The sequence below is a fragment of the Terriglobus tenax genome (assembly GCF_025685395.1).
GTDB classification, from domain to species: domain Bacteria; phylum Acidobacteriota; class Terriglobia; order Terriglobales; family Acidobacteriaceae; genus Terriglobus; species Terriglobus tenax.
Genome location: NZ_JAGSYA010000003.1, coordinates 168,931 through 181,946, shown reverse-complemented (window position 1 = coordinate 181,946; position 13,016 = coordinate 168,931). Strand labels below are relative to the sequence as shown.

At 60.3% G+C, this 13,016-nt stretch carries 11 protein-coding genes; 4 read left to right on the top strand and 7 right to left on the bottom strand.

Going from position 1 to position 13,016, the window contains the following annotated elements; all coding sequences use genetic code 11:
• Nucleotides 1-438: 438 nt before the first annotated feature.
• Nucleotides 439-1,629: an MFS transporter gene (locus tag OHL13_RS00875; protein WP_263408225.1), complete on the bottom strand. Its 1,191-nt coding sequence runs from the start codon at nucleotides 1,627-1,629 to the stop codon at nucleotides 439-441.
• Nucleotides 1,630-1,694: 65 nt separating this feature from the next.
• Here OHL13_RS00875 and OHL13_RS00870 point away from each other — a divergent pair, with 65 nt between their 5' ends.
• The gene (locus OHL13_RS00870) at nucleotides 1,695-2,183 is read left to right on the top strand and encodes a heme-degrading domain-containing protein (RefSeq protein WP_263408224.1); all 489 of its coding nucleotides are present in this window, start codon (nucleotides 1,695-1,697) and stop codon (nucleotides 2,181-2,183) included.
• On the opposite strand, the gene arsB is transcribed toward OHL13_RS00870, so the two are convergent.
• A complete protein-coding gene (gene arsB, locus OHL13_RS00865) occupies nucleotides 2,178-3,281 on the bottom strand; it encodes an ACR3 family arsenite efflux transporter (protein ID WP_263408223.1) in 1,104 nt (367 codons plus the stop codon). The two genes, OHL13_RS00870 and arsB, sit on opposite strands and share 6 nt — an antisense overlap.
• Nucleotides 3,282-3,782, bottom strand: coding sequence for an ArsR/SmtB family transcription factor (locus OHL13_RS00860; RefSeq protein WP_263408222.1), 501 nt, complete (start codon nucleotides 3,780-3,782; stop codon nucleotides 3,282-3,284).
• Between OHL13_RS00860 and arsM the strand changes: the two genes are divergently transcribed.
• The 3 genes from arsM to OHL13_RS00845 all read left to right on the top strand — a co-directional run bounded on the left by arsM (nucleotide 3,781) and on the right by OHL13_RS00845 (nucleotide 6,837).
• Nucleotides 3,781-4,680: an arsenite methyltransferase gene (gene arsM / locus OHL13_RS00855; protein WP_263408221.1), complete on the top strand. Its 900-nt coding sequence runs from the start codon at nucleotides 3,781-3,783 to the stop codon at nucleotides 4,678-4,680. The genes OHL13_RS00860 and arsM overlap by 2 nt on opposite strands.
• A 9-nt stretch (nucleotides 4,681-4,689) precedes the next feature.
• Nucleotides 4,690-5,091 carry an arsenate reductase ArsC gene (locus tag OHL13_RS00850; RefSeq protein WP_263408220.1) on the top strand — a complete coding sequence of 134 codons (402 nt, stop codon included), beginning with the start codon at nucleotides 4,690-4,692 and terminating at the stop codon, nucleotides 5,089-5,091.
• A gap of 168 nt (nucleotides 5,092-5,259) precedes the next feature.
• Complete coding sequence (locus tag OHL13_RS00845; RefSeq protein WP_263408219.1) at nucleotides 5,260-6,837, top strand: VWA domain-containing protein; 1,578 nt, start codon at nucleotides 5,260-5,262, stop codon at nucleotides 6,835-6,837.
• An 8-nt stretch (nucleotides 6,838-6,845) separates the two neighbouring features.
• Here OHL13_RS00845 and OHL13_RS00840 read toward each other — a convergent pair whose 3' ends face one another.
• The 4 genes from OHL13_RS00840 to zwf form a co-directional block, all read right to left on the bottom strand.
• Nucleotides 6,846-9,413, bottom strand: a complete 2,568-nt coding sequence (locus OHL13_RS00840) for a M1 family metallopeptidase (RefSeq protein ID WP_263408218.1) — start codon at nucleotides 9,411-9,413, stop codon at nucleotides 6,846-6,848.
• A 195-nt stretch (nucleotides 9,414-9,608) separates the two neighbouring features.
• Nucleotides 9,609-10,646, bottom strand: coding sequence for a glucokinase (glk, locus tag OHL13_RS00835; RefSeq protein ID WP_263408217.1), 1,038 nt, complete (start codon nucleotides 10,644-10,646; stop codon nucleotides 9,609-9,611).
• Complete coding sequence (pgl, locus tag OHL13_RS00830) at nucleotides 10,643-11,425, bottom strand: 6-phosphogluconolactonase (RefSeq protein ID WP_263408216.1); 783 nt, start codon at nucleotides 11,423-11,425, stop codon at nucleotides 10,643-10,645. Before pgl ends, glk begins: the two co-directional genes overlap by 4 nt.
• 19 nt (nucleotides 11,426-11,444) lie before the next feature.
• Nucleotides 11,445-12,983 carry a glucose-6-phosphate dehydrogenase gene (zwf, locus tag OHL13_RS00825; RefSeq protein WP_263408215.1) on the bottom strand — a complete coding sequence of 513 codons (1,539 nt, stop codon included), beginning with the start codon at nucleotides 12,981-12,983 and terminating at the stop codon, nucleotides 11,445-11,447.
• Nucleotides 12,984-13,016: the final 33 nt, after the last annotated feature.

The following is a 13,016-nucleotide window of genomic DNA, read 5'->3' as shown; positions in this document are numbered from 1 at the left end:
AAGTCTGAGGTTGTGTTGTACGGATGTCTTTCGACTGCTTGCTTCCGCGGCGTACATGGGAACGACCGGGCCCGGAATAAGGAAGCAGTTGTGAAAATAACGCTGTCCGTTGGGCATGTCAACCGGCTTATACAACCTATTGTAGTTGTTTTGTGAATACCCCGCGAATCGCGGAGATTTCTGCCGGGTATGCGCAAATGCTTAGAAAACCTCTGTGGAAGTTTTCAAAATGGCCGGTCTGACGCGTGTTTACAGACCGGTTAACAGCGCACCTGGATGAGAGTACGCCTCTTCGAGCGGCGGAAAAGTGGGGTGTTTGGGTGGAAAACTGCCGGGGAGGTTGATTCAAAAGCGGATCCCTCCGCTCTGCTGCGGGATGAAAAGGAAGAAAGGGAAAACCTTGGTTGCCACGGCGCAGCTGAGGGGTTGCTTCCAGGCTTACTCCCTCGTCCTGAGTGCCTGCCACAGCGCCACACCCACGGGCGGGCACAGGCTGACGATCCAGAGTGTTGCCGAGTAGTGCTTCTGATCGAACAGGCGGCCCAGCCAGGGCATCAGCAGGCCGGTCAGCAGCGCCCAGCTCGAGATGGAGAAGCCAGCCAGGAAGGCGGTGTTCTGTTTCGGCTGCACACTGGCTCCGTCGGCCAGGGTGAAGACGACGAAGCCGCCGGCGAAGAACATCTCCAGGAAGAAGAGCGTGAGCACGACCGGTACCGAGGTAAACAGCGGAACGGCCGTAATCAGGAAGCTGGCCACCATTAGCAGAAGAAAGACGCCCAGAGGGCGCGAGGTGGTGCGGCGGCGGCGCATGTCGCTGAGGCGGCCGAAGACCAGGTATCCGACCTCCCAACCGGCGGGCGGCACCCACAGCATGTGCCCCAGTGCGGCCTGCGGGACATGCAGCACGCGCGACAGGTACAGCGGCGTGGCATAGAGGCCGAAGGCCAGCGGAGCAGCGCCCAGGCCGTAGATGGCCGCCGTGGCGAAGAGGTCGCGGTTCCAGCGATGGATGGGTGCAGCGGGTTCTTCCACGGGCTGGGTATGCTTCGGCGGATAGACTCCGGCGATTCTGAGTGCAAGCCAGAGCACCAGCCACAGGGCTCCGACGACAGCCGTAAAGACAAACGCCGAACGCCAGCCGTAACGGACAGCCAGCGGTGTGACCACCAGCGGGGTAAGCGCTGCGCCCAGCGAGCCTCCGCTGTAGGCCAGGGCCAGGCCAAACGACCGTTGCTCGGCTGGCAGAGTCTCGCTGACCGTCTTCAGGCCTGCCGGGAAGGTGGCGCCCTCGCCGAACCCAAGCACTCCACGGAAGAGGCTCATGGTGAGCAGGCCGGTCATCAGGGCATGACTGCCGGAAGCCAGCGACCAGATGCCCACGGCGGCAAAGCAGGTCCAGAAGAGCCCCTGGCGGTCCATGATCCAGCCCCAGATGGGGTTGGCGGCCATGTAACAGAGGGAGAAGACCAGGATGGCCTCACCATACTGCTGCGCGGAGAGATGCAGGTCCGCGAGGATGGTGGGCGACAGGATGGACAGCACGCTGCGGTCAACATAGGAGATAAACGACAGCAGGAGCATGGCGATGGCAGGCAGCCAGCGCCGCAACGTGGAGGTTTGTCCGGGCACATGACCAATCTAGATGGAGAGTGGGATGGTTGGATAGTGGGAGGGTGGGATGGTTGAATAACCCCATGACGCTTGATGATGAGATCCGCGTACTGACCGAGCAGGAAGCTCTGCTGCAGTTCCCTTCTTTCAACAGCGAGACGGCGTGGGAACTCGGCAGCCGTCTGCGTGCACTGGCAGCAGCCGACAGCCGTCCCACCGCCATGAGCATCACGCTGGGCGGGCAGACGTTGTTTTACGCGGCGACAGGCTTTGTTGCTCCGGGCAATGAGGACTGGGTGCGCCGGAAGCGCAACACCGTACTGCGCTTCGCGAAGTCGTCGTTTCGCGTAGGCAAGGAGCTGGCAAAAAATAACACCACGCTGGAAGTCCGTCAGGGATTGACGCTGGCCGACTATGCCGCGCATGGTGGAGGATTTCCCCTGACGCTGAAGGGATCGGGATGCCTGGGAGCCGTTGTGCTCAGCGGTCTGACGCAGCCCGAGGACCATGAACTGGTGGTCACGGCCATTGCAGAGCTGCTTGGGATGGACGTGCCACACCTGGAGCTATAGCACCACGGGCAGGCGATCCTCCGCGGCGAAGAACTTCCTTCGTATCCAGAAGGCAACGTTTACCAGGCCAATCAGTGCCGGCACTTCGATCAGCGGCCCAACGACTCCGACAAAGGCTTCGCCGGAGTTCAGACCAAACACGGCAATGGAAACCGCGATCGCCAGCTCGAAGTTGTTGCCTGCCGCCGTAAAGGAAAGTGTTGCGGACTGCGCATAGTCAGCACCGAGCTTCTTCCCCATCCAGAAACTTACGGCAAACATGAGGAAGAAGTAGAGGACCAGCGGCACTGCAATCCGCACGACATCCAATGGCAGCCGCACAATCAGGTCTCCCTTGAGGGAGAACATGACGAGGATCGTGAACAGCAGCGCCATCAGCGTGAGCGGACTGATCCGCGGAATGAACTTCGTTGTGTACCAGGCTTCTCCCTTGCTGCGAATCAGGAGGAAACGAGCGAGGAAGCCGGCAGCAAAGGGCACGCCCAGGTAGAGGCCGACGCTTTCGGCTATCTGCCCGATGCCGATCTGTACGACGCTACCCTGCAACCCCAGGTAGCCTGGCAGCACCGCAAGGAAGACCCAGGCGTACAGGCTGTAAAACAACACCTGGAAGACGCTGTTGATCGCAACGAGTCCTGCCACGTAGTCCGTATCGCCTTCCGCAAGCTCATTCCACACCAGCACCATTGCGATGCAACGCGCGATGCCGATCAGGATCAGGCCGCGCATATATGCAGGCTCGCCGCGGAGAAAAAGGACCGCGAGAGCGAACATCAGAGCAGGCCCGATCACCCAGTTCTGCGCCAGAGAGAGCGCCAGCACGCGTCGATTGCGAAACACCTCTCCCAGCTTCTCGTAACGCACCTTTGCCAGCGGTGGAAACATCATGATGATGAGACCAATGGCAATGGGAATGTTCGTCGTGCCGGACTGAAAGCGGTTCACGAAGACCGCCGTCCCCGGCAGGAAGTGGCCTGCCGCAATTCCAAGGGCCATGGCGAGAAAGATCCAGAGCGTCAGGAAGCGGTCAAGGAAAGAAAGCTTCCTGCGCTGATGCGGCGCGCAGACCCGTCCCTGCGTAAGAGGAATAGCCGGCATTTATCTTTCCCCTTGAGGGATCAGCATCTCGTTGCGAGTGGGCATAGGTGCCGCTGCAAGCGACACAAATTTTGCCGGACTGCAGCACGCCCTGGTCAGCCGGGAACGGTCATTCTGCATCGACTTTTCTTCCTTCATCCATGCAAGCGTCTGCCGCAGCACCTGGGCTGCACCGATGTTCGCAGGCATCACGATGCGATAGTGCATCCACTTGCCGTCCCGCCTCGCCTCCACGATTCCCGCCCGGCGCAGGTACGCCAGATGCCGCGAAATCTTGGGCTGCGCCTGGTCCAGTATTTCGACGAAATAGCAGACGCAGATCTCCTGGTCGTCCATCAGGTTGAGCAGCCGCAGACGCGTCCTGTCACCGAGGGCCTGGAAGAAGAGTTCCATATTGAAAGAAGCTTGTTTCGCGGCCATGTTGAACTTATACGCTTTGACGAATATGAAATCAAGACATATAGTCGTATAAGCGAATATGTCACCGGAGAAGAAAAACATGACAGAACACGTGCTGGATTCCGTCAGATCAAAATACGGTGCCGTAGCGAAAAGCACGCTCTCAAGCGAGGATGACGGCGTACGCGCGGTTGCGGAAGCCTTTGGCTATACGGCCGAGGAACTGATGTCGATTCCAGCGGAAGCCAACATGGGACTTTCGTGCGGCAACCCCACGGCGACGGCCAATCTTCGTCCCGGCGAAGTAGTGGTCGACCTGGGATCGGGCGGAGGTCTCGATGTCTTTCTCGCATCCCGGATGGTCGGGGCCACGGGGCGCGCCATCGGAGTCGACATGACACCTTCGATGGTCGACCGTGCCCGTGCGAATGCTGCTTCCGGTGGATACACCAACGTTGCGTTCTACCAGTCGACCATCGACTGCATCCCCCTGCCAGACGCCTCCGTCGATTGCGTGATCAGCAACTGCGTGGTGAACCTGGCCCCGGACAAGCAGGCCGTTTTCCGCGAGATTGCGCGTGTGTTGAAGCCTGGTGGCCGTGTTGCCATCAGCGATATCGCACTCAAGGAGCCACTGCCGGAGGCGATTGCAACAAGTATGGCGGCCTACGTCGGCTGCATTGCTGGAGCCATCCTGATCGAGGAGTATCGCAAGGGGCTTGCTCTGGCGGGTCTGGAACATATTCAGATTGTCGATAGCGGAGCGGACCTGAATGCCTATGCGAAGGTGGAGAATCAGGCAGGGTGCTGCTCCCCGGCCATGGAGGGAGACGCGACCTCCTGTTGCACGCCTTCGCCTGCAACCTTTCATGAAGAGCTGCGGCATACACTCTCGCAGTACGATGTGAACCGGAGCGCGGCCAGCGTGAAAATCTACGCTCTGAAGCCCTCCACGAAGAGCGGCGGCGCTCCCGCACAATCCAGCCATGCCTCGTCTTAGGAGACACACATGTTCAAGGTAATCTTTGCGTGCGTGCATAACGCCGGACGTTCGCAGATGGCTGCGGCCTTCTTCAATCAACGAGCGGACCCTGCAAAGGCGCAGGCGATCTCGGCCGGGACGGCGCCCGGAGCGCGCGTGCATCCTGAGGTTCAGAAGGTCATGGCAGAAGTGGGCATCGACCTGAGCACGGCAACACCACGGAAGCTGACCGAGGAGCTGGCACGCGGAGCCCAGTTGCTGATCACCATGGGCTGTGGCGATCAATGCCCCTATGTGCCCGGGCTCAGGCGGGACGACTGGCCGCTACGCGATCCGAAAGGTCTGCCGCTGGAGGAGGTGCGTGCGATCCGGGATGAGATCCGCATTCGAGTTCAGCAATTGTTGGAGACTGAAAACGCAGGAAGATAACGGTGGTTTGCCCTGCGAAGCATGGCAAGGCCGATCAACGGGATAGAAACCTCTGTCGGCAACGCAACCTATTGGCGTTTCATGTGTCAGACTTGGTTACCGCGCTCCAACGAACTTTCTGGCAAACGGGCGCACATATACGGGAAGCACACGACAGAGGTGACACCGATGAGAACTCTATTTCTGGCTGCTGTGCTGGCAACAGCGGCCGTGCAAGCCATGGGACAGGACCCGGCCGGTACGACACCGCCTTCTCCGGCACAACAGCAAGCGCCTGCCGGCACCCAGCAGCCCACCACCCCGGCACAGCAGCAGCCGAACGGAACGTACACCATCCAGCGCAACACGCGGCTGGTGATTCTGGACGCGGTGGTTGTCGACGGCAAGGGCAACCCCATCCCCGACCTGCGCAAGGAAGACTTCTCCGTCACGGAGATGGGTGAGCCGCAGCAGGTGCTGAACTTTGAGCATGCGGGAGCCAGTGTTCCGGCAGCATCGCTCACCATCAACTCCACCGCTGAGCTGGACAAGATGGCGCCACGCGCGCCGGTCAACATTATTGTTCTGGATGAGTTCAACACGCGCTTTGAAGACATGGCGTTCGCGCGGTACTCGCTGAAGAAGTTCCTGGAGAAGCAGCCGGACAAGCTGGAGATTCCAACCATGCTGCTGGCGGTCGACCTGCAGAACCTGAACGTGGTGAAGGACTACACGCAGGACAAGCAGGCCCTGATCCAGGCCCTGGACAAGCACTTTGTCGCATATCCCTGGCAGACGCACCAGTTTGCCTGGATCGGTGAGCGCTATGCCACGGCCTTCATCACGCTGCGCCGTGTTGCGCAGGCGACCACCGGCCACTTTGGCCACAAGAACATGATCTGGGTAGGCCGAGGGTTTCCTCCCTTTAACTTTGCCAACGCCGCCGTGGACCAGCAGCGCCGCGTGGACAACGCCCTTCAGGACGCCGTCAATACCCTGCGCGATGCCCGCATTACGCTGTACACCATTGACCCTGCCGGCGTGATGATTGACCCCGGCAAGTATGGCAATGCCGCTGCGTTCAACGATCCGATGGGTGGCAACTACCAGTTTGCCGCCCTGGCCAAATCCACCGGAGGAGCAGCGCTGTATGGCCGCAACGATGTGGATACGGAGATTGGCGCCGCAATCAAGGATGGCGCCAGCTTCTACACGCTGACCTACCGGCCGACGGACACCTCACGCGATATGCAGAAGTTCCGCAAGATCGTGGTGACCGTGAATCGCCCCGGAACGAAGGTGCTGACGCGCGAAGGCTACTTCCTGGCGTATGGTCCGGGCCGTGTCGATCCGACGAACCCGTCACGGCGGCTGATGACCGACCTTGTCGCGGCAGAGAGCAGCAAGATGGTGTACGACGGCGTTCCCGTCACTCTGGAGAAGGACACCACCGCGCCCGATACTTTTCTGCTGCATGTCGAGCCGCGCAATGTTCCCTGGAGCTATGCCACGGACACGGAGCCGCGACGCGTCGAGCTGATCCTGATGTGTACGCAGTTCGACAAGAAGGGCAAGGAGATTGACCGCGATGCACGCAGCATGAAGATCTCCGCCGGGGCGGATGCTCCGCCGACCGGCCCCCTGCTCAAGCAGCTGAACCTGCGCTACCACATGAAGCACAACGACAAGGCAGTGCGCGCCCGCTTCACGCTTCGCATGACGGCAACCGGCCGAATTGGCACCGCCGATACCGACCTGAACAACTAGCAGTACAACTACCGGTTCGCGTCCAGCCACGCAGAGAGCGGCTTCTGCTGGCTGGCACGCAGGGCGATGCAGGCATCCATGGCGTCCAGCGACTTCTTCAGGGTGCGTTGCGCTGCGTCAACCTTGTGCTCCGTGAAGAAACGCTCGACCTGCGTGCGTTCGTTCTGCGTGCAGAAGCTGCCAACGGCTGAGACGATACGCGCGCCGGAACTGGTGGTCAGCGAGGCCTGCACCTGGGGCCAGTTCTGCTGCACAAACTCCCATGCCTGCGTATGCGTGTCAGGCCGCGAGAGCAGGATGGAGAGCAGCATCCAGCTATCCTGTGTGCGCACCTCGCCGGATACGGCATACTTCAGCGTCTCGTTGACCAGCGCGGGATTACTGAAGCGAGCCAGCGTGTGCTGAAAGTCCGCCTGCAGGCCGGGATCCTTCACAACCTGCGATGCCTTCAGCACCTGTTCGTACAGCGAGGGGTCGCCGTTACGCGCGGCAATCGCCAGTGCTGTACCCGTCATGGAAGGATCAAGCGCGATCCTGCCGCGGAACAGAAGGCTGGTCATACGTTTGGCCTCGGCGATGATCTGCGGGTCTTCTGCAAAGCCAAGCAGGCCAAAGAGCGTGGCGCGAAGGCTCTGCTTCTCAAAGCTGTCCTGCTTCGAGGGCTTGCTGAGCGCCTCATACACCGGGCGATATTGTGTACGAATCCATGCCTGCAGGCGCGGTCGATCTTCGTCAGAAACAATGCGCGCGTCCACGCCGATCAACCCGCCGGCAACGGTTCCCATTACGGCAGAACTGCTGTCGTTCTTCACCATGCGGAGAAGGTTCAGGTAGTCCGCCGCCTGCGTAAGCCCTGCCCTCATCAGTGCCTCTCGCTCACCCAGGAAGAGCATGCGTTCGGCGGGGGAGAAGCGCGCTTCCAGCGTTTGCAGAATGTTGTTGTATTGCTGCTGCGTGTAGACAGCACGGTAGTAGCCTGTAGCGCCGGAGTTGGCGAAGAAGAACGGCTCCGGGATGGTCGCATTCTTTTCAGACGGATCCATCACGCGGCAAAGGTCCGCTGCGACGCCTTTCAGGCAGATGGGAACCGTCCACTCCTGCGTACGCCCTGCAACCGGACGATTCATTTCCATGGGCGACAGGTAGAAACGGCTTTGCGGCAACGCTGGGGACTCTTCTGCCTTATCCGCAAAATGCAGCAGCGGAGCACCCGGTTGGCTGATGAAGCTCTCCATGATGCGATCGATCGGCTGATGGCTGATGGCTGTCTGCGCTGTCCAGAAGTCTTCCGCTGTGGCGTTGCCGTAGAGATGCGCCGCAAGGTAGTTGTGGACACCCTGGCGAAAGAGGTCGGCGCCGATATAGTGCTCCACCATGGCAAGCACAGCACCGGCCTTGCCATAGGCAATGCCGTCAAACAGCTCGTTGATCTCATCAGGCGTCTCGGCCCTGGCACGAATCGGGCGCGTGGACCGGTCGGAGTCGTAGTTGAGCGTATCGTTCAGCTCTTCAACGCGGTCCTGCTGCATGTTCCACTCCGGATGCAGCGCGGCCAGCGACTTCTTCTCCATCCACGTGGCAAATCCCTCGTTCAGCCACAGGTTGTCCCACCACTGCATGGTCACCATGTCGCCGAACCACTGGTGCGCCATCTCATGCGCAACAACCTCCGCCACATTCTTCTTTGCGGGGATGGAGCCGTTCTTCGAGTCCACCAGCAGATCGGTCTCGCGATAGGTAATGCAGCCGAAGTTCTCCATCGCACCGGCTTCGAAGTCCGGCAGCGCGATCATGTCGAGCTTGGGCATCGGATATGGAATGCCGAAGTACTGGTTGTAGTAGTGCAGGAGAGACTCGGCCGACTCAACCGCGTACTTCGTGTACTTCACCTTGTCCGGTGTGGAGCAGGCGCGGATGGGCACACCATCGGCCTTACCGGTAGAGCACCTGAACTCTCCGACGAGGAAGGCGACAAGATAGGTGGACATCTTCGGCGTCGTGGCAAAGGTGAGCGTGTGCTTGTTGTCAGAGGTGGGCTTATCGCTGACGACCTGCGTGTTGGAGATGGCGGTATCGCCCTTGTCCAGCACCAGAGCAATGTCATAGGTGGCTTTGAAGGCGGGCTCATCGAACGAGGGGAAGGCGCGCCGCGCGTCGGTTGGCTCAAACTGGGTGACGCCGTAGTTGCGCTGGGGCGTCCTGGAGAGATAGAAGCCGCGCAACTTGTCGTTCAGGATGCCGGTGTATTGGATATGCAGTGCAACAGGGCCAGCGGGCAGCGGTTTTGCGAAGGTGAAGGTGGCCTGCTCCTTTGCCTCGTCGAGCGAAACGCTGGCGGTCTGCCCCACAGCCTGCACGGACTGGAACTGGATCTCTGCCGCATTCAGCGTAATGGTGCTGGAGGGCGTATCCAGCGTGAGATCGATTATCTCTTCGCCGGTAAAGACCGCCGTCTTTAGATCAGGCGTAATCGTCAGCGCGTAATGCGACGGGTGCGCATGCGCGGGGAGACGCTGTGCGTGTGCAGAGGGTAGGAAACAAAGTGCAGCAAGGAAAACGGAAAGCTGAATTCGCATCTGTTGAATGAAAGGACGATACCAGAGCCGGGGAGGTTTCGCGAGCTACCTGAGACTTCTTCCAGAAACACGGTTCTACCCGAATTACAAGGGAGAGCCATTGTTTTGAAATGCAGATCCTTCCAGAATGGCAAAACACAAGAAAGGCAAAGGCACGCCCAATGAGGGGGCGTGCCTTTATTTGATTGATTCGGCTTACTGCTGGCGCGATGCCGCGCGTTCGCTGGTACCTGAGAATTCGGCTGCGCGTGATTCTGCGTAAGCCGCGGCGCCCAGCAGGGCACAACTCTGGTTCAGGATGACCCGCACCGTGATGGTTTCCAGCAGCGGCGACAGGCGGCCCTTGGCCAGGAAAGCCTGGCGGAAGGTTCCATTCTGCAGCGTCTTCAGCAGCTTGGGTGAGATCCCTCCGCCCAGATAGATACCGCCGCGCGCCAGGACCTTCAGCGCGATATTGCCTGCCTCTGCGCCATAGACACCGGCAAACAGGTTCAGCGTGGCCGCGCACAGTTCGCTCGATCCATCCTCACCGCAGGTGCCGATGACCAGGTTCGGGTCTTCGGTGGCCATGCGGTCCTTCAGCCATTGCGGCTCATCCAGCTTCTTCACATCGCGGAAGAAGGTGTAGATGTTGATCAGTCCCAGCCCGGAGATGACGCGCTCGTAGCTGACGCGGCCGTTCAATTTTGCCGTCAGGTACTGCAGCAGCTCAATCTCGTCCGGCGTGCGCGCGGCAAAGTCCGTATGGCCGCCTTCGCTGGCTACCGGGATGTGGCGCTTGCCGTTCCAGATGAGCAAAGCTTCGCCCAGTCCGGTACCGGCGGAGATCAACCCCGCGTTGCCGACCGCCGACGCATCGCCCTGGTAAAGCGTCACCAGGTCACTGGCTTCCAGTTCGGGAATGCCGTAAGCATTGGCCTCAAGATCATTGAGCAGAAGGACGTGCGGAATATCGCAGGTGCGCGAGATGGCACGTGCGTCCAGCTTCCAGGGCAGGTTGGTGGGCTCCATGCGCTGGTCGATGACCGGGCCGGGAGCGCCGAAGCAGGCTGCGGTGATGGTTTGTCCATCATCGCACTTCGCCTTCTGGATGAAGGCCTTCACTACATCTTCCACACCACTGAAATCACGCGAGGGGAACTTGTGCTCGCACAGCATGTGCAGGCGTCCGCCGGTGAAATCAAAGAGAGCTAAGTGTGCTTTTGTACCGCCGACGTCGCCTGCAAGAATCATCCAACCCACTCCATGGTGCCGCCATTGGGCGCGGGCAGCTTCGCCGCCGCGACCGTATCCAGCAAAAAGAGCAGCTTACCATTTGCGGGGCGAATCAGTTGCGAGGGCAACGTCTCAACATCCTTCGGACCGGTGAGAACGCGCGACAGAACCTCGGTCTTGGCGGCACCTTCGATGAGGAAGACGACCTCGCGGGCGGCGTTGATAACCGGCCACGAGAGCGTGATGCGCCAGGTGTTCTTCTGCGGAACGTGGTTCGCGAAGGCGATACGGCCCATCTCGTCGATGCCCGCGGTGTGCGGGAACAGTGAGGCGGTATGGCCGTCGTCGCCCATGCCAAGCTGCACCAGGTCGAAGACCGGGGTCTCGGCGCCTTCCAGCTTGAAGGTGTTGCGGATCAGGGCTTCGTAACGCGAGCTGGCTTCCTGGGGGTCCAGTTCGCCTTCCATGCGATAGACCTGCGATGCGGGCAGCGGTACCTTGTCCAGCAGCAGCTCCTTGGTGACGCCGAAGTTGGATTCAGGATCGGTGGGCGCAACGCAGCGCTCATCCACCCAGTAGAGATGCACCTTGTCCCAGGGGATCCCGCTCAGGAAAGGCTCCTGCGCCAGCAGGGCGAACATGCGTTTTGGGGTAGAACCGCCGGAGATGGCAACGCGCGCGATTCCGCGCGCTGCCACCGCCTGCTTTACGGTTGCGGCCAGGTGCTCGGCCGCTTTCTTTGCTACGGCCGCCGAATCCGGCGACACATCCAGGGTAACGAGAGTGGTCCGAGCCATTGCTGATCCTTATCTGTTGTTAGCAGCTCTTCCAGCAGCGGCCATCGCGTGCCAGCAGCTCGTTGGAGGCATCCGGTCCCCAGCTTCCCGCCTTGTAGTTCGGGAAGTCGGCGATCGGGTTAGCGGCCCACTGCTCCAGCAGCGGTGTGAACAGAGCCCAGGTGGCCTCCACACCGTCACGGTGTGCGAACAGTGTGGCATCACCCAGCATGGCGTCCAGCAGCAGACGCTCGTAGCCGTTGGCGGTGGACTTGCCAAAGGCATCGGCATACTTGAAGTTCATGGTCACCGGGGCGATGTTGGTGGTCGGTCCGGGAACCTTAGCGCCGAAACGCAGGCTGATACCCTCGTCCGGCTGGATGCGCATGGTCAGGATGTTCGGCGTAACCTGCGTGCTGCAATTGTTCGTGGTTCCCTTGAAGATGTGCAGCGGCGGCTGTTTGAAGGTGATGGTGATCTCGGTCTCGCGGTTGGCAAGACGCTTGCCCGCGCGAATGTAGAACGGAACGCCCGCCCAGCGCCAGTTTTCAATCTCCAGCTTCAGTGCGCCGAAGGTCTCAGTCTGCGACTCTGGATTGACGCGATCTTCCTGGCGGTAGCCGATCACTTCTTTCCCATCGACCACGCCGGGGCCATACTGGCCACGGACGGTGTTCTCTGGCTTGATCGGTTCAATGGCACGCCATACCTTCAGCTTCTCGGTGCGGATGGTCGAGGCCTCGAACGAGTCCGGCGGCTCCATCGCAACATAGCTGAGCACTTCCATCATGTGGTTCTGCAGAATGTCGCGCGATGCGCCGGCCTTCTCGTAGAACGGTCCACGGCCTTCAATACCGATCGACTCAGCCGCGGTGATCTGCACGTTGTCGATATAGGTGCGGTTCCACACCGGCTCAAAGATGCCGTTGCCGAAGCGGAAGACGAGGATGTTCTGCACCGTCTCCTTGCCCAGGTAGTGGTCAATGCGGAAGATCTGGTCTTCGCCCAGAACCTCATTGACCTCGTCGTTCAGCTCGCGCGCCGACTGCAGGTCATGGCCGAAGGGCTTTTCGATGATGACGCGGACCCACGCACCGCTCTCCGGCTTGACCATCTTCTGGTTGCCGAGACGGTGAATGATGTCAGAGAAGTACTCAGGAGCAACCGCCAGGTAGAACAGGCGGTTGCCCTTGGTACCGTACTTCTGGTCCAGGTCTGACAGGGTGGACTTCAGGTCCGCAAAGCCCTTGTCGTTATCGAAGTCGGTGGTGAAGTAATGAACGCGGTCGACAAAGTTCTTCAGCTTCGGGTCGTCCTCGTCCACACCACCGCCCTTCAGAATGCCGTCGCGCATATCCGGGGCGAAGGTGGCAGACAGGTCGCGGCGGGCAACGCCAACCACCGCAAACTCTTCCGGCAACAGACCTTCCTGTTCCAGGTGGAACAGGGCCGGCAGAAGTTTACGTTTGGTCAGGTCACCCGAGGCGCCAAAAATGACCACGATGCAGGGGTCAGGCTTGCGCTCGTTACGCTGTTCGTTCACGGTCGCGGGAGATACAGTTACTTCGGCAGTCGCCATGGGCTTACACGAGCTCCTTACTACTTAAAGCTA